The sequence below is a fragment of the Flavobacterium cutihirudinis genome (assembly GCF_003385895.1).
GTDB classification, from domain to species: domain Bacteria; phylum Bacteroidota; class Bacteroidia; order Flavobacteriales; family Flavobacteriaceae; genus Flavobacterium; species Flavobacterium cutihirudinis.
The window spans coordinates 622,711-641,061 of the sequence record NZ_QRDQ01000008.1 but is presented as its reverse complement, the minus strand read 5'-3'; the positions used below and the strand labels follow the sequence as shown (position 1 = coordinate 641,061).

The 18,351-nt window shown below is 32.6% G+C and carries 14 protein-coding genes; 11 read left to right on the top strand and 3 right to left on the bottom strand.

Annotation, left to right across the window (positions count from 1 at the left end):
• Nucleotides 1–6 precede the first annotated feature (6 nt).
• Nucleotides 7–2,061 (bottom strand): transketolase family protein, encoded by a 2,055-nt coding sequence (locus BD847_RS08550; protein WP_115887870.1) that lies wholly within the window; start codon nt 2,059–2,061, stop codon nt 7–9.
• A gap of 474 nt (nt 2,062–2,535) precedes the next feature.
• Complete coding sequence (locus tag BD847_RS08545) at nt 2,536–3,534, bottom strand: GntR family transcriptional regulator (protein WP_115887869.1); 999 nt, start codon at nt 3,532–3,534, stop codon at nt 2,536–2,538.
• A gap of 102 nt (nt 3,535–3,636) precedes the next feature.
• Between BD847_RS08545 and BD847_RS08540 the strand changes: the two genes are divergently transcribed.
• The 11 genes from BD847_RS08540 (at nt 3,637) to BD847_RS08490 (ending at nt 17,064) form a co-directional block, all read left to right on the top strand.
• Entirely contained in the window at nt 3,637–4,689 is a 1,053-nt protein-coding gene (locus BD847_RS08540) for an aldose epimerase family protein (RefSeq protein WP_115887868.1), read from the top strand.
• Nucleotides 4,690–4,735: 46 nt separating this feature from the next.
• Nucleotides 4,736–5,896: a galactokinase gene (gene galK / locus BD847_RS08535; protein ID WP_115887867.1), complete on the top strand. Its 1,161-nt coding sequence runs from the start codon at nt 4,736–4,738 to the stop codon at nt 5,894–5,896.
• Nucleotides 5,897–5,913: 17 nt separating this feature from the next.
• Nucleotides 5,914–6,963, top strand: a complete 1,050-nt coding sequence (locus BD847_RS08530) for a UDP-glucose--hexose-1-phosphate uridylyltransferase (protein WP_115887866.1) — start codon at nt 5,914–5,916, stop codon at nt 6,961–6,963.
• 266 nt (nt 6,964–7,229) lie between these two features.
• Nucleotides 7,230–8,915 carry a sodium/sugar symporter gene (locus BD847_RS08525; RefSeq protein WP_115887865.1) on the top strand — a complete coding sequence of 562 codons (1,686 nt, stop codon included), beginning with the start codon at nt 7,230–7,232 and terminating at the stop codon, nt 8,913–8,915.
• A gap of 149 nt (nt 8,916–9,064) precedes the next feature.
• Complete coding sequence (locus BD847_RS08520; protein ID WP_115887864.1) at nt 9,065–9,670, top strand: hypothetical protein; 606 nt, start codon at nt 9,065–9,067, stop codon at nt 9,668–9,670.
• 220 nt (nt 9,671–9,890) lie between these two features.
• A complete protein-coding gene (locus tag BD847_RS08515; protein ID WP_115887863.1) occupies nt 9,891–11,132 on the top strand; it encodes a hypothetical protein in 1,242 nt (413 codons plus the stop codon).
• 30 nt (nt 11,133–11,162) lie between these two features.
• Nucleotides 11,163–12,362, top strand: coding sequence for a DUF4280 domain-containing protein (locus tag BD847_RS21075; RefSeq protein ID WP_115887862.1), 1,200 nt, complete (start codon nt 11,163–11,165; stop codon nt 12,360–12,362).
• Nucleotides 12,359–12,823, top strand: coding sequence for a hypothetical protein (locus BD847_RS08505; protein ID WP_115887861.1), 465 nt, complete (start codon nt 12,359–12,361; stop codon nt 12,821–12,823). The genes BD847_RS21075 and BD847_RS08505 overlap by 4 nt, the downstream gene beginning before the upstream one ends.
• 29 nt (nt 12,824–12,852) lie before the next feature.
• Entirely contained in the window at nt 12,853–15,615 is a 2,763-nt protein-coding gene (locus BD847_RS08500; RefSeq protein ID WP_115887860.1) for an OmpA family protein, read from the top strand.
• 5 nt (nt 15,616–15,620) lie between these two features.
• Complete coding sequence (locus BD847_RS08495; protein WP_147298503.1) at nt 15,621–16,283, top strand: hypothetical protein; 663 nt, start codon at nt 15,621–15,623, stop codon at nt 16,281–16,283.
• 7 nt (nt 16,284–16,290) lie between these two features.
• Nucleotides 16,291–17,064 carry a hypothetical protein gene (locus BD847_RS08490; protein WP_115887858.1) on the top strand — a complete coding sequence of 258 codons (774 nt, stop codon included), beginning with the start codon at nt 16,291–16,293 and terminating at the stop codon, nt 17,062–17,064.
• Nucleotides 17,065–17,094: 30 nt separating this feature from the next.
• Here the strand turns inward: BD847_RS08490 and BD847_RS08485 are convergent, their stop codons facing one another.
• Nucleotides 17,095–18,345 (bottom strand): NAD(P)/FAD-dependent oxidoreductase, encoded by a 1,251-nt coding sequence (locus BD847_RS08485; protein WP_115887857.1) that lies wholly within the window; start codon nt 18,343–18,345, stop codon nt 17,095–17,097.
• Nucleotides 18,346–18,351: the final 6 nt, after the last annotated feature.

Here is an 18,351-nt window from a genome sequence, read left to right as displayed (position 1 = left end):
CTTCTTTTATTTTGCTATGTTAAAATTGTTTTCTTCTAAATATTTAATGATTTGTTCGCATGCATTTTTACAAGTAAACCCGAATTTTTGATCTAAAATTGAAGCTGGAGCTGAATATCCAAAATGCTCCAAACCAAACACTTTACCTTTTCTTCCAGCTAGATTTTCCAAGTTTACCGGAAGTCCGGCAGTAAGTCCAAAAACGAATCCGTCTTTCGGAATTACACTTTCCTGATATTGTTTAGACTGCAATCTGAAAAGTCCTTCAGAAATAATTGAAGCGACATTTATTTTTATTTTAACGACTTGTTCTAATTCTTCTGCAGCTTCAATAAGTGTTGCAACTTCAGAACCGTTTGCGATTAAAGTAATATCCGGATTTGATACTGATTTTACTAAATAACCTCCTTTTTCTGATTGTAAAGCATCTTCAAATCTTGAATTTCCGTTTACCGGAAGATCTGCGATATCTTGTCTGGAAAGAATAAGTCCTGTTGGTGTTTTCTTATTTTCAAGTGCCATTTTCCAGGCTACTGAAGTTTCAATGGCATCTGCTGGTCGCAAGGCAACAAAACTTTGCTCGCCAGAATGATTTTTGATTTTTTCTAATAATCTAATTTGTGCTTCCTGCTCAATTGGTTGATGTGTTGGTCCGTCTTCGCCTACGCGGAAAGAATCGTGAGTCCAAACATATTTTACCGGAAGTTCCTGAATGGCAGACAAGCGAATGGCCGGTTTCATATAATCTGAAAAAACAAAAAATGTAGCCACAACCGGAATAACGCCGCCGTGAAGTGCGATTCCGTTTGCAATTGCAGCCATTGTTAATTCGGCAACACCGGCTTGCAAAAATCCTCCGCTGAAATCGTCTCTTTTCAAAACAGAAGACTTTTTCAAAAATCCATCTGTTTTGTCACTGTTTGATAAATCGGCAGACGAAACAATCATGTTTTCCACATTTTCAGCCAGATATCCTAAAACTGCCGCCGAAGCGTCACGTGTTGCTGCATTTGGTTTTTGAGCAATTGATCCAAAATCTAAATTTGGCAAATCGCCTTTGAAAAAACTTTTAATTTTTTGAGCCAATTCTGGATTGTTGTTTTCCCAAACTGAAAATTTAGCTTTTCTTTCTGCTGCTTTTGCAGTTTTATCCGCTAAAACATTTTTATAGAAATCGGCTACATCCTTATAAACTGCAAAAGAATCTTCTGGATTTGCGCCAAGATTTAAAAGTGTTTTTTCAAAATTTGCTTTTGTACCGCTAATTGGTTTTCCATGAAGTTCACATTGCCCTTCATACATTGTTCCATCAGCAGTTACACAGCCTTTTCCCATTATTGTTCTTCCAATAATCAAGGTTGGCTTTTCAGTTTCTGCATTTGCAGCATTAAGTGCAGAACGTATTTCATCATGGTTATGTCCATTAATTGTAATGACTTTCCATCCCCATGATTCGTATTTCATTGCAGTATCTTCATTAGTAACCTCATCGGTCATTGATGATAACTGAACGTCATTTGAATCGTAAAACATTATAAAATTATTCAGTCCAAGATGTCCGGCAATACGTCCCGCTCCTTGCGAAATTTCTTCCTGAACTCCTCCGTCAGTAATGAATCCGTAGATTTTATGATCAAATAAATTATCAAATCGAGCCGATAAAAATTTGGCTGCGATTGCTGCTCCAACTCCCATTGCGTGTCCTTGTCCTAATGGTCCGGAAGTATTTTCGATTCCTCTTTTTACATCAATTTCAGGGTGTCCCGGAGTAACGGAACCCCACTGTCTGAAATTCTCCAAATCTGATTTTTCGAAATTTCCCAGCAAATGATATTGTGCATACATTAAAGCCGAAAGGTGTCCGGCGTCCATAAAAAAGCGGTCTCTAAAAATCCAATGCATATCGCTTGGATCGTATTTTAAATATTCGGTATATAAAATATGCATGAAATCTGCACCGCCCATCGCTCCTCCCGGATGGCCTGATTTTGCTTTCTCAACCATCGAAATGGCTAAAGCTCTGATATTATCAGCGGCTAATTGATCTATTTTCCTGTTCATTTTTAAATGATAATTTGAAAGGTATTGAGTTTGGTTAATTGTGGTTTTTTAGTCATTTTCATTGAATATCAGACAGAAATGCTTCTGATAAATCACAACAAATAATAAGTGTAAAATTTACATTTACAAATGTATGTAAAATAATTCCATAAAAACAAAAAAATTGTTTCCTTATTTTTTTAATTAAAAAATTACAGATTTACCAAACAAAAAGAGCATTGCTTGTGATATAAATAACTGAAGAAGAAAAATTGGTGTGAATGTTTTTGAATGTATTTCACAAAAAACTAAACACATAGAAACATAGATTTTTTTCTTTCTGATTTTAAAAGAATAAAAAAAAGAAACAAGTTTCTTTACACATAGTCAAAACGCATTTCTATGTTTATTTATACTAGTGAAACGCCTTTTTTAAAGCAATAAAGGCTATGTCTCTATGTGTTTTAAAACATAGCACACAACAATCACAAAAAATTACAAAGAATTACGCATAATCAAAGAAGACTTATTTTCGATTTGTTCTTTCTTTCCTTTCAAAACCATTTCGGCCAGGATTTTTCCCATCGTTTCAAAATGTGTTGAGATTGTGGTAATTCCGTTAGCAACAATTTTTTTGAGAGGCGTTTCATTGTAAGAGATAATTCCGAAATCGCTTCCTAATTTCAAGTTTTGATTTCGAGCGCTTTCTATAAGGTGAACCAACTCACGATCCGTTGGCGTAATGTACAAATCGCCTTCTGTAATTTTTCGGTCTTTAAACTCACTTATAATTTCATATTCAAAATTATACTGCGAACAAAAGGTCTCAAAACCTGTTTTCATACCCAGCGGTTCTCTGAATCCGGGGAAAATTAAGATCAGTTTTTTGTACTTGTTCAATCGTGTTTTGGCATTATACAAACCTTCAAAAATATCTTTTTCATGGTTTTGATAAATCGCCGGATATGCTTTTAAATCGGGATTGGTCTGGTCTAATATGATAACTTCATTTACTGGTAGGGTTTTTATCAGGGAAGCTGTATCAAGCAAATTTGTCGGCATAATAATATATTTTGTGTAATTGCCATTGCTGTCATTTATTAGTTTTTGAAAAACCTGAATATTAAAATGATGAAAGAAAATATCAACCTGAACATTTTTTCCAATATTCTTCAAAAACGAATTATAGATATCTTCTTTAAAAATATTTAATTCGTCAAAAAGTAAAAAAATCTTCTGTTTTATAGTAGTTTCAACACTTTTTACATAATAACCTTTGCCGGGAATGGCATAAATAATTCCTCTTTTTTTCAATTCATCATAACCGAGTAAAACAGTATCGCGTGACAATGAAAAAGCCAAACAAACTTTATTTACAGATGGAAGTCGATCTCCTTTTACCAATTTTTCCTCATCAATTGCTTTTTCAATTGAAAGAATTATCTGCTTATATTTTGGAAGACCAATATTATCTTGAATGGAAATAATATTCATATAAATCGAAATTTTGGTGCAATATACAAAAAACTGGTAGGTACTGGTATGTAAACTTGTAAAATGTTTCTATTTTTGAATTTCACTTTTGCTAAAAATAGTATGGAAATTAAACATATATCGCATTTTCAAGAGAAATCTAATTGTAAATCCTTTGGTTTAACCCTTGATAACCAAGAAATTCTCTCTTTTGAATTGTCCAATAAAAACGGAATGAAAGTTCAACTGATTAATTATGGTGCAACTGTAACGTCACTGCAAATTCCTGTAGACGGAAAATTGGTTGATGTTGTGTTGGGTTTTGATAACTTAAAAAGCTATTTAGAATCTTATAACTTACCAAGCGCACCATATTTTGGAACTACTGTAGGGCGTTATGCAGGAAGAATCAATAAAGGTGTTTTTACTTTAAATGGAAAAACATTTCAATTGGCTGGAAATAATAACGGAAATGCTTTGCACGGTGGAAATAATGGTTTTGGGAAAAAAGCGTGGAATGTGACCGATTTAACATCTGATGAAAATCCTTCGATTACTTTTAGTTTATTAAGTGAAGATTTAGATCAAAATTATCCGGGAGCGTTGCAGGTAGATTTAAAATATACTTTGACAGAAGCAAACGAATTACAGCTTGAATACAAGGCAACAACTACCGAAGACACAATTATCAATTTAACACATCATAGTTATTTCAACTTAAATGGTCACGATTCGACTGTTTTAGATCAGGAAATGACAATTGCTTCGGATAAATTCTTAGAAACCGATTCAGATAATATTCCAACCGGAAAATTTACAGCAGTTTCTGGTCATGATTTTGATTTCAGAACGGCGAAAAACTGTCCGGCATCTATCGATAATTCATTTGTAATTGAACCTTCAAATGATGTTGTGGCAACATTATACAGTCCGAAAACGAAATTAAAAATGAGCGTTTACACGGATCAGCCAAGCGTACATATATATGTAGGCGGAAACTGTTTTGATACTTTGAAAGGAAAAGAAAATGCAGATTATCATGCAGCAAGCGGTATCTGTTTTGAAACACAAAATTTTCCTGATGCACCAAATCAGAAACATTTTCCAAATTCAATTTTGAAAAAAGGAGAAGAATACCACCAAAAAACAGTTTATAAATTCGAAAATGTAATTTAATATTAATCAATAAATTACAAGAAAATACTATTACAATTACTACATAATGAACGAGATTTTAATTCAGAACACCACAGCATTTTTTGAAAAGTCCTTCGGGTCTGTTCCTCAAAAAATCGTTCTTTCTCCGGGAAGAATCAACATCATTGGAGAACACATTGATTATAATGACGGTTACGTTTTGCCAGCTGCAATTGACAAAGTAATTTGTTTTGCTTTTGAAAAAAACAATACTAAAAAATCTAAAGTAATCGCCATCGATTTAAATGAAGAATTTGAAATCGATTTGACTCAAAAAGTTGAATTGAATGATGCCGTTTGGACCAATTACATTCGTGGTGTAATCAAACAACTTCAGGACAATGGTTTTGCTTTTGAAGGTTTCAACTGTGTTTTCAGCAGTAACATTCCGGTTGGATCTGGATTATCTTCTTCAGCTGCTTTAGAATGCGGAATGATTTTCGGAATAGCAGCACTTTTCGACTTAAAAATTGAAAAGAAAGATATAGCATTATTAGGACAAAAAGCTGAACACTGGGTTGGAATCAACTGCGGAATTATGGATCAGTTTTCAAGTGTTCACGGTCTTGACAACAAAGTAATTAAATTAGATTGCAACACTTTGGAATTTGAATATCACAATGCCGATTTCAAAGATTATTCTTTGATTTTAATGGACAGCAACGTGAAACATTCGCTTTTCACTTCAGAATATAATACAAGAAGAATTGAGTGTGAGCAAGGTTTGGCAATTATAAAAAATCATTTCCCTGAAATAAAAACGTTTAGAGACTGCAAAGAAGAACAGCTTTTGAGCATTCAGGATAAATTTGATCCAACTGTTTTTAAAAGAGTACATTTTGTAGTAAAAGAAATCAACCGCGTAATCAAAGCTTGTGAAGCTCTTGACAAAGGAAACATAGAACTTTTAGGACAATTGCTTTTTGAAACACATTACGGATTATCTCAGGAATATGCGGTGAGTTGTGAAGAACTTGATATGCTTGTAGATACTGCAAAAGCGGATGATGCCATTATTGGTTCGCGCCTTATGGGTGGCGGTTTTGGAGGCTGTACCATAAATTTAATTAAAAAAGGACATGAAAATGAGGTAAAAAGTAAGTTTTCAAATCTTTATTTAGATACATTTGGAATTGAATTAAAATTCTATGATGTAAAAATCTCTAATGGAACACAACTACTTTAATACCACAACACATTACAATGAAAAATTTTGACATTAACGAAGATCCGCACAGACGTTTTAATCCTTTATTAAACGAATGGGTCTTAGTTTCACCTCATCGTGCAAAACGTCCTTGGCAAGGACAAAATGAAACAATCGCTACAGAAGCTCTGCCAAAATACGATCCAACTTGCTATTTATGTCCGGGAAATGTTCGTGCCAACGGAATGAACAATCCGAAATATGAAAGCAGTTTTGTTTTTGAAAATGATTTTGCAGCCATGAAACAGGACGAAATTATTTTTGAAGAAGATATTAAACATACTTTCTTTAAAGCAAAACCGGAACAAGGAATTTCTAGAGTAGTTTGTTTTTCGCCAAGACATGATTTGACTTTGCCGGAAATGGAAATTGATGGAATTGAAAACATTATTAAAACCTGGCAAAAAGAATATACCGATTTAGGAAGCATAAAATACATCAACCACGTTCAGATTTTCGAAAATAAAGGAAGCGTGATGGGTTGCAGCAATCCGCATCCGCACGGACAAATTTGGGCACAATCATCTTTGCCAACTCAGGTTGAAAAAACACAAAATAGCTTAAAAGCATATTTCGATAAAAACAACAGAACGCTTCTTGAAGATTATCTTCAGGCAGAATTAAAATCGGGAGAACGTATCGTAATCGAGAACGATCATTTTGTGGCTTTAGTTCCTTTTTGGGCAATCTGGCCTTATGAAACGATGATTTTAAGTAAAAGAGCTTTTGGCAAAATCACCGATTTTACAGCTGAGGAAGCAACTGCTTTTGCTAAAATTCTAAAACAGCTTACAACGAAGTATGACAATTTATTCAACACTTCTTTCCCGTATTCTTCTGGAATTCACCAAGCGCCTACAGATGGTTTAGAGCATCCTGAATGGCATTTCCATATGCATTTTTACCCACCTTTATTAAGATCGGCAACGGTTAAGAAATTTATGGTTGGTTACGAAATGTTAGGAGAATCGCAACGTGATATTACACCGGAAAAAAGTGCCGAAATTTTAAGACAACAATCAGAAGTACATTATAAAAGCATCTAAAACCACATGCTTTTATAAAATTTAACATAATTACGTCTTTATAAATGTAAAAAACACATTTACAAATAGTGTGAATATGGAATTTTATTATACTTTTGGCTTTCGTTATTATTTTTGACAAAAAAATAACAAAATAAAAACGGATATCATATTTTTAACAAGATAAAACAACAAAATACAGGTTTTTAGATTTTAATTAAAAAAAGAATTTCTAAAACCGCTTTACAAACAATCACCTATACTAATTTTTTAAAATACTACTAACAATGAACCAGAACCTCGCTTTCGCAGATTATGCGGTTTTTATTATTTATTTCATCGTAGTTTCTGCCTACGGTTACAGTGTTTACCGCAAACGTAAACAAGACGAACATGATGCTAAAGCTTATTTCCTTGCTGAAGGAAACTTAACCTGGTGGGCAATTGGAGCTTCATTAATTGCTTCAAACATTTCTGCTGAACAGTTCATCGGAATGAGTGGTGAAGGTTTCTTTTTAGGAATCGCTGTTGCTGCTTACGAATGGCTTGCCGCTGTTGCACTTATTATTGTAGCAGTTTGGTTTATTCCTGTATATCTTAAGAATAAGATTTACACCATGCCTCAATTCTTAAAAACACGTTACAACGAATCGACTGCCTTGATTATGGCGGTTTTCTGGTTGTTTTTATATGTTTTTGTAAACCTTACTTCTATCTTATATTTAGGAGCTGTTGCAATTAATGGTTTAGCTGGTGGAGAATATCTTCACGTAATCATGATTGGATTAGCTGTTTTTGCATTGTTCATCTCTTTAGGAGGTATGAAAGTTGTTGCTTATACAGACGTTATTCAGGTTGCGGTTCTAATTATTGGAGGTTTAGTAACTTCATATATTGCTTTGACAACTGTTGGTCAATATTTTGGAGTAGGTCAAAATGCCATCGAAGGTTTCAAAGTTTTAATGAGAGAAGCTCCTGAGCATTTCAAAATGATTATCCCAAGACCAACTGCAAATTCATCTCAACTTGATATCGACAAATATTTAACTTTCCCAGGTTTGATGTCTTACCTTGCTGGTATCTGGATCATCAACTTAAACTATTGGGGATGTAACCAATACATTACACAAAGAGCTTTAGGTGCTGATTTACAAACTGCTCGTACAGGTATTTTATTTGCTGGTATGTTAAAATTATTAATGCCGTTAATCGTAATGTTGCCAGGTATTGCTGCTTACGTTTTATATCAAAACGGACATTTACCTCAATTAGTTGGAGGAAAAGACGGAGCTTACTCAGCTGTATTGACTTTCTTGCCAACAGGTTTAAAAGGGCTTTCTGTTGCCGCTTTAACTGCTGCAATTGTAGCGTCATTAGCTGGAAAAGTAAACAGTATCTCGACTATTTATACATTAGACGTTCATAAAAAATACATCCAAAAAGACGCGGGTGAAAAACAACAAGTAAACATTGGTAGAATTGCCGTTTTTGCTGCAATGCTTTTAGCTGTGTTATTTACTTGGAATGACCTTTTAGGAATTGGCGGAGTTGGTGGATTCACTTACATCCAAAAATATACTGGATTCATTAGCCCTGGAGTTTTCGCTATGTTCTTCCTTGGTATGTTCTGGAAAAGAACAACTGGAACTGCAGCTATCGTGGGTGTAATTTTAGGATTTGTTTTATCTGTATTATTCAACGAATATGCTCCTGCTTTATTCGGAAACGAAACTTTACTTTATACTGCTTATCCTAACGGAAAAGGAGCTTTCGAAATTCCGTTCCACATTTGTATGGGATTATCTTTCTTCTTTACAATGTTGGCGATGATCGGAATCAGTTTTGCTGGACCAAAAGTAAATCCAAAAGCATTTGAAATTGACTCTGAAATGTTTAAAGTAAAACCACAAACTACAGTTTTAATTGTAATTACATTATTGGTAATTGTTGCTCTGTACGTTAAATTCTGGTAGTATAATTTTTTACTATATTATTTTTTGAAGATTAAAAAGGCTGTCTTAATTGACGGCCTTTTTATTTGTGCGATAATTTAAATTTGAAAGAAAAAGATTACTGCCAAATTATTTTACTATTTTAGCCGAAAATCTAACAAACCAAAAAAATGAAAAAACTAATTATTACCTGCTTCTTTATTTCAGCAGCAGCATTTGCTCAGGACATGAAAGTGGTTCAGGGAAATTTTGATTTCTTAAAAGATCAGACTGAAATCAATATCGAATTCGATTATAGTAATTTTACTATGATGAAAGAAAACAAACCAGAAGCGCAATATGTCGAAGAACACAAAGCTGATTTAGAAAAGAAAGCAAAAGGAAACGGAAAAATTTGGGAAAAACAATGGATTGCTGCAAAAGAGCAAATCTGGACGCCAAAGTTTTTGCAAATAGGAAACATTGTATTATCAAAAGCAGGTAAAAATGTGAGCTTTCAGGAAGGAGCTGCAACACCGTATACCTTAATTGTACAAACTGTTTGGGTTTATCCAGGTTGGGATGCGGGAATTATGAAACAAGAAGCAAAAGTAACGACCAATTTAAAATTTGTTGAAACGGCAAACAAATCAAATGTTTTACTTGAAATTACAAGCGAAGAAGCTCCAGGAGATCAATGGGGAAATAACTTTAATAATGAAACCAGAATTGGTGAAGGATATGCCAAAACCGCAAAATCATTATCTAAACTTTTATTGAAAAAAGCATTTAAATAAAATCATGAACTACAGTTTTAATCGTGATTACATTCTTAATTATTGTTACACTGTACGTTAAATCCTGATAGTATAATTTTTTACTATATCATTTTTTAAGATTAAAAAGGCTGTCTTAATTGATGGTCTTTTTTTTGTTCAACAAATTAAATTTGAAAGAAAAAGACTATATTTGATGTTTGTAATAAAAAACTTATAATTAATTATAGATCTTTATTATATGCCAGAATTATATATCCCCGATTTTTCATATAGTGATTATTTGACTTATGAAATAAAAAATGATGATACTCCAGAAAGTGTCGCCGAAAAAATGGGAATTGATTTATATGCCCTTCGCAGTTATCACAATAGATATGCCACTTTAGAAGATTTAATTGGGCCTATTTTTCCACGTCATCTCAAGTTTCTTATTATAAAACCTGAAGAAAAGGAATTGACAGAAGAGGAAAAGGAGCAACACCGAAAAAATGTTGTTTTTAATGACGGTCCTGGCAAACTTTCCTTAAACTATTCGCATGGAGAATACACTTACGCCGTACTTTATACTATTGATAATGGCAAAGATATTTACACCATAAAACAAAAGATAACGGTAATATGGCTCGCTCAGAATAAAGGCTATCATTGCTATAAAATACATCGCGATAATGACATCTACATAAATGACGTAGCTCCAAACACAATGGCTCAAGAGATTACTCACCAAGCATCTCAAGCCTTATACCCGCTTACAATTGTTGTAGATCAAAACGGCAATTGGATTGACATTTACAACTTCAATGAAATTGAAAAACGTTGGCAAGAAACTAAAAAACAAATAAGAAACTATTATAAAGGTCACACTGTTGAAAAATATTTCTCCATTCAGGATAAAAATCTGGAAAGTAGCGATACTTTATATGCATCACTTAATAAAGACTGGTTTCTTAATTCTCTTTTTAACGGAATTCACGTGCAATATCCGTCCACAAAAACCATTAACCGAAAAATTACATTTCCCTATCTCGCTAAATCAGAAAGCATAAATTATCAAACCGAACAAGTTATTGACGAACGCCTTGATGTTGATAATTTAATTGTAATTAACATCAACGGAAAACTTAATGACGAACGTACTAAAACTGATTTTGAAAATGAGCTAAACATCTCTGGAAAAGAATATTCAGAAGAAAAGCCAGATGGAAACTATAGCGCAAAATATTTTTTGAATCCGAATAATTATATGCCGGAGGCTTTTATAGTCAGTTGTGGTTTAGGTCTTGATATTGTACAAAAATATACTATAAGCGCAACAAATTTGCATAGCAGAAAAGAACTTGTTATTGCCTCAAGGCAATCAACATATGTGGGTATAAATAAACCCAAAAAACGTGATTATTCTCTACTCTATATTATTCTTTTAATCATTGCAAGCGTAGCATTTGTGTTTGCAATTAGAGTATTTTTTTTGAAACAATAAAAATTTAAAAACTGATTTAAAATAATAGCCATGAGCGAAAAACATTTTGTCGTACAAGGCGCAACCTGCAAATGCAAGTTTAGCGAAGACAGTTCTAAAACAGATAAAATTAAGGTTAAAACGCATTCTAAACATTTTGCGAATGACAAAGAAGGTTCTGAAAAATTAATTGCGACAACTAAAGAACTTGGAAAAACACTCGAAAAAAACACCTTTGGAAAATGCAAAAAACAGCCAGCTGGAAGCAATTTTCTGCCATGTCAAGCAGTCATAACACAATGGAGCGGTTTTTATGAAAAAGTTACACTAAGCAATCAAGGTAAAATACTGCTCGAAAACAGTAAAGCAACCTGCCCAATGGGAGCGCCAGACTGCATAGAAATTGTCAATCATGGACAAACAGCAGAACCCAGCGAGCAAAATTTTAAAAACATAAACCCAATGGTTCATAATCTCATAAATCCTATGGTTGATGTTAGGGAAATGTATATTGAGGAAGCAAAGCATGAAGGACTAAAATTTAACGATGGAGAAAATCTTGACGACATCTATATTAATACAACTGATGCCTCCGTACTTATAAATTACGGAAAATCCGATGGAGATATAAGAATGATTTCAAAATCTGATTTCGGTGAATTTGAAAGCGTTTCTGATTTTAAAATTAAAAATGATAAATTAAAAGAATCAAGTATGATTGTTACAATTGACGACACTCAAATACAAGGCAAAATTCAGGAAATACATCAATTAACCATTAATAAGGAACAACAGGCATACCTTGTTCTTGATAGAACAACTGCAAAAATTATTGCCATATCTGGGAAAGAAGGAATTGATGGTAAAGCTGAAATTGACTATTACACTATTGGAAATTCAAAACCAATGGTCAAAGAAAACAACGCAAAATATGCTCTTTTAGGCCAAATCCATACTCATAACCTGATGAAATCAGAGCCTAAAAATCCCAACCAAATAGGAGGTTCGGATACAATCCAAAATGCCTTCGGCACTTCTGAACTAGATAAACAAACAGCAAAAAACTTAGGTCTTAATATTTATGCACTTGACAGCTGGAATTACTCCAACAAAAATGCCGAAGTAACTATTGGTCGAGTAACTCCCAGTGGAAAAGAAACTAAAGGAATAGGGAAAACTCATGGAAAAGGAGATGGAAAAAAGACCGTGAACATAGGGCTAGAATGTTTAAATCTAAGAGTAGGACGATGAAAAAAATAATCGCTTTAATGTTCGTAGTTTCTTTGATTTCTTGTGGAACTTCATCCAAAATCAATAAAAGCTTGTTATATGATATACCAAATAATAAAACGAAAGAATTAATAATAAAAGAAATCAATGTTTTAAAGTCATTAAAAAAAAATGCTTTTTTAGTATTTGGTAAGAATAAAGAAGGTTACACAATTCAAATAATACCAACTTCAGATTTAAAAGACAACATCCAGAATTTAAAAATAAAAAATTCCAACAGGATGATTCATTTAGATGACAAATACTATTTAATAGTTTTTGATTATGATTATGAATTGGGAGCAACTTTTAATAAAGAAACTGAGAATGGGGAAATTGTGATTATTAAAAGAAAAAAAATGTATCTATATGATTATGCCTCATGTTTATTTTTTGATGACAATTGGAATTTTATCAAAAAACAAAGTTTGATTCAAAATTAAAAAAATCAAGAATTTAAAAGAATTAGAAAATGGACAAAGGTGTTAAAAAAATAAAATGGACAGGAAAAGGCAAAGTAATAAGCAGTAAGTCGATTCCAAATAAAAAAGTGACTATTGATGCAGATCAGGTCGTTTCTTTTGAAGTTGAATCATGGTATAAAGACACAACTGAAGAAGAAAAGAAAAAGAATATAACGTGGATATTACAGGATCGGAAAAAACAAACCATTATTATTCAAAAAGTACAGCCTGCGAACTCGCCCAAAGAAATTAATATTCCAAAAGAATTATGTGGACCTTTTGAATATTATCTTGAAGCAAGTCTTGGAGGCAAAAGAGATTTGCACAATGAAACAGGCTTATATATTAGTGGCTATGCACCTGCAAAGTTAATAAGCAGTAAATGGAGCCAAAAATACAATGGAGAGGACGCCTATAAAAAAAATTATATTTTCTCTTATGGCGAAACAGTATTCCTAAATTTAAAAACCGAAGGACTTAACGGTCATCAAAACATACAAATTGAGATTTTCAGACATTTTACTATTCTGAAAGATCCGCTTATGCGCAAAATTGTTGGTGTAGATGTCATAGATGGCGAAATAAATCTGGAAATTAAAAACACATTTGCCTGGTATTCATCAATTAAAGACATTAAAGAGACTGAAGAATTTTACATAAAAATTTATGATCCTGTTGCCAAGGCCTACATTACTGACAAAGATGGAAAAATAGATTATGCTAAGTATTTAAAGATTAATAAAAAAATTATTTCTCAAGAAATAAAACCGCCAACAAATTTATCTGTATTAAAAGTTGGAGAACCAGATAAAAATGATGAACGTTATGAATTGTGCAAATTTGAAACTATTACAATAACAGATCCAAAAGAATGTGTTTTGCTCTTTAATAATGGTCAAAAATTAAGCAAAGTAACAAACCCAAAAACTCCTATATATAAAACTGTCCATTTTAATTTTGAAAAACATGATATAACTCCCGAAGCTAAAACGGAACTCAACAATGTTTTACAATACTTACTGCAATCACATTATTCAACAATTAAAATTGATGGCCACGCCTGTGTAATTGGTAAAGAACAATACAATCAAAAATTATCACAACAGCGAAGTGATGCTGTAAAAAAACTTTTTGTTGATGGTGGTTTAGATGCTCGTCGTATTCTCTCTATAGGCCGTGGCGAAGTAAACCCAACAGATGATAAAAAGGGAAGAGATAATATCAAGTACAAAAATGAAAAAGAATATATGCAGAATCGTCGTGTCGATATTGAATTTGATTCACTAGGACACGATGCAAAAACTATAATTTATGAAACTATTGCACCAAGTCATAACCAAAATATTACCATTGACGTCACAGAATATCAAAACAAAGCTTGTTTTACTGGGAAACACAAAAAAAACATTAAAGTTAATTCGACTGAATATCCTAAGCCAATAGATCAGATTGCAAACAAATTAGATTTTCCTGTGAAATCTGATTTATCGTGGATGAATCCGGCTCCATTGCAATATATATGGCCAAGATATAACATAACACATGTTTTAAATGCCGAAAAAAGTATGGACTCAGCTATTAATTATTTTATAGATGTTCATTCTTGTCGATATTTCTCTGACAATTCTAATCATACCATCCAAATAAAAGCCTATCCAGATATAAAATGGAAATTTGAGTTTTTTTTAAACCTAACTAATGATTTAAGTGTAAAATGGCAGAATAAAAATGAATTTGATGTAAAGGGCCTACAAAAAAAATCTGGTAAAATAGGTGCCGAAAGAAGATGGAAACAAAAAGATGCTTCGATTGGTTTTAGCTTAAAAGCCAAATGGGATAATGAAAAGCAAAACAAGGAATTAAAAGCTGAGTACGAGACAAAATTCAAAAAAGCATACGATATATTTGCCTCAATAGGCGCATTAGCCGATGGTGTCACAAATAAAACTAAGGGAACCGTGAGCGATACTGTATCAAAGAGTATTCCAGCAAGTTTTATTGTAAAACCCCCAAATTTATCTTTCACTGGAGATTGGTTTTTAAGTCATCCAAAAGATAACAAAACTATAATTGGTACAGATGTAACTATCGGTTTACATGCAAAACCTCTTATAGGATTGGAAGTAACAATTGATTTGTTAGGAGCTATTGCTTTTGTGGGAGGAGAAATTTTTGGTTTAGGTCCTGGAGTGCTAAAATTATATAACGCAATACAAGGCCAATTAAAAAAAGGAATAAAAGCTGGTGATGAAAAAAATGGATTAAGTGTCAATGTTGATATTTATATGGATTTAATCATTACCAGCACTATAACCATTAATACTGATATCCAATTTAATACAGCAGGAAAAGCAAAAGATGCAAAATTACTATTAGAGAGTGAAACCAAATTAAAAATAGAGCTAAAGGTTGGTGTCAAAATAAAGGGAGAAGCAGCAATAGTTATCATTAAAATTAAAGCCTATTTTGAAGCTTCAGCAAGTGCAGAAGCATCCGCAACTTATGCGCACACTTTTAATTATGATGAAAAAGGATTGTATTACAGACCAAAACTGGGATTTGATGGTATGGATGCCAAATATGTAGTTAAGATAAGTGCAAGTCTTGCTATGAAAATAGTAAAAGACAAAAAAACTGTAGAAGAAACCCGAGAAGGAGATTATAAAATTGCAGAAGGTACGATAAAAGACGTTATTCCGCCTTTTGATGTTATAGATGAATTAGAAAAATTATTTGGCATAAGTGCTAATATTCCATTAATTAAAAATTAAAAAAAATGAAACAATTATTATTATTTATGATGATTATAATGCTAACATCATGCAACTCTCAAATAGATTTAGAAACATTAAAATTTGATACAAGTATTTCGTCAATAGTAAATGATTCAACAAAATTTGCAAAAGATAAAAACATTGATTATGGTCTCGTTGCATATAGTACAGAAGACATTGATAAGTTTAGATATGGAAATATAAATATATCCAGTTTTTCGATGAAAGACAATGCAAAAAACAGTTTAATTACTTATACCAGCACCTTAACATTCTATGTCGACAATTTCAAGAATAATAAACTTTCTGGTTTAATAATTAAAAATGAAAATGAAAATGAAAGCGAGGGTATAAAGTTATTAAAACATTTCAAAACTAAATTAGGAAAACCTTTGTTAGAAAATCATAATGATAGCGATGATTTTATTCAATCCGCCTATTTATGGGATAACAAAAAAAATAATCAAGTAGTCTATATTACACAACATACAGAATATTTTAGCGAAGAAAAAAACAGATTTATTTCCACAGAAATAACAATCTTAAAGAGCGGAATGAAATTAAAACCTCGGGAAGACAATAATCCAGAAAACATAAAAAAAATACTAGAAGAAAACCCGAATGCATTTGATGTTTTAGAAATATTAAAAAGTCGTTTTTATTAATTGAATTATGAAACAAATATATTACGAATTAGATTGTAGCGCTTTAATGTGTTATTTTGAAGTACGCATAAATGATGTCTGTGTTTTTTCTTTAAATGTAGATGGGCAAGCATCAATGGATATTCCAATAAATAGTGGAATCTTAGAGAGAGGCGAACAGGACATTGAAATTAGAGTGTCACCTCTTTCAGGAGGAACAAAACTTCACAAAGAATCTTATGTCAGATATAAAGTTATTGAATATGATGTTAGTTCTGGTGATTTTCAATTTGTCCAACAATTTGAAAATTTTCAGACAGCTCCTGTTCAGGAAAACATTCCTTTTATAATACATAAAAGTGTTTTTATGTCCACTGTGTCTTATAAACTTGATGCATGGCAAAATGGTGTAAACTTAAAAGATGTGAAGTTCGATTTAAAAAAAGCTTTACTATCAGAATACAATATAATTATTGAAGCTTTAAACAATAAAGACTACAATTTCTTTAGAGAAAAATTATCTAACAAAGAAAAAAACATCGCAATAGCAATGTATCTAAAACCATCAGAATCTAAAGACAGAATTTCGCAAATAATTAGTGAGATTGAAGATGGTTTTAAAACAATGCCAATTGATACAAATGTTTACATAGAATATTCCGCTTACAACAAATTGGCAACTTTAAAAAGATTAAATAGGATGTCGGCTTTGTACTTAGAAAACTCAAAAACAGGCGAGGAAATTGTTTTAGATATATCTTTTTGTGGGCTACCTGGAAAAAAGGAATTTGTAATTTTTTAAACCAAATTATTATGAATAAAAAAGCCCTGATTATTCAGGGCTTTGTTCTTTTTGCATATTCAGTAAATACGCCATATTCGCAATTACATGATCATGCTTCTTCACAAACGGATTTTCTTCATTCCAAACATAACCTGCCAAAACAGCACATATTTTTTCTTTCACATCTGGATTTTCCGGCTGATGAAAAAACAAAGTCTGCAGATTTCCTGTGTACCATTCCTGAACATAAGTCGTGAAAACTGCGATTCCGCGTTTCATATATTGCGTAAATTCAACTTCCCAATCCACTTCAATTCCTTGTGATTCTTTCAGATATAATTTTGCCGCCAACATTCCTGATTCGGTAGCAAAAGCAACTCCAGATGAAAAAACCGGATCAAGAAATTCAGAACTATTTCCCGTTAAAGCAAAACCATCGCCGTACATTCTTTTTACAGCTCTTGAATAATTTTCTAATTTAACTGGTTCGAATAAAAACTCCGTTCCTTTAAATCTTTTGATATAATAATCTGATTTCTGAATCGCATTTCGCAACGCTTCAGCATTGTCTTTATTTTCTGAAAGTGAATTAATAAAATCTGTCGGACCAACAACGCCTAAACTTGTATTTCCATTCGAAAACGGAATTACCCAAAGCCAAACCTGAGTTTCTAATATATCAAATGAAATCTGTGTTCCTTCCTCACCTTCTTCTCTATTAATATCTTTTACATGTGTAAATATCGAAGAATGCGGATCTAATTTTGAAGGCGTATCCAAATCTAAAAGTCTTGGCAAAACACGTCCGTATCCGCTGGAATCAACAATAAATTTGGCGTGGATTTCTTTTAAATTTCCATCTTTATCTTTTACAATTGTTTTCGAATTTTTTCCTTCAAAAGAAACTTCCAAAACTTCGGTTTCAAATTCTAAATCAATTCCTTTTCGAACTACTTCCTGCGCCATTGTGTTGTCAAAATCGGCACGAGGAACTTGCCAGGTCCAATCCCAGCCTTCACCGAATTTCTGACTAAAATCAAAAACGCAAATTTCTTCACCTCTAATAAAGCGGGCTCCAAGTTTTTTTTCAAAGTTCATCGCGTTTAGCGCATCATAAAGTTCCGCTTCTGCAAAATGATCCATCACTCGCGGAATAAGGCTTTCGCCGACCACAAGCCGCGGAAATTTTGCTTTTTCTACAACTTTAACCTTGACATTATTTTTATGAAGATACGATGCCGAAACACATCCTGAAGGTCCTGCACCAATCACTAAAACATCAACAAACTCCTGTGTCATAATAAA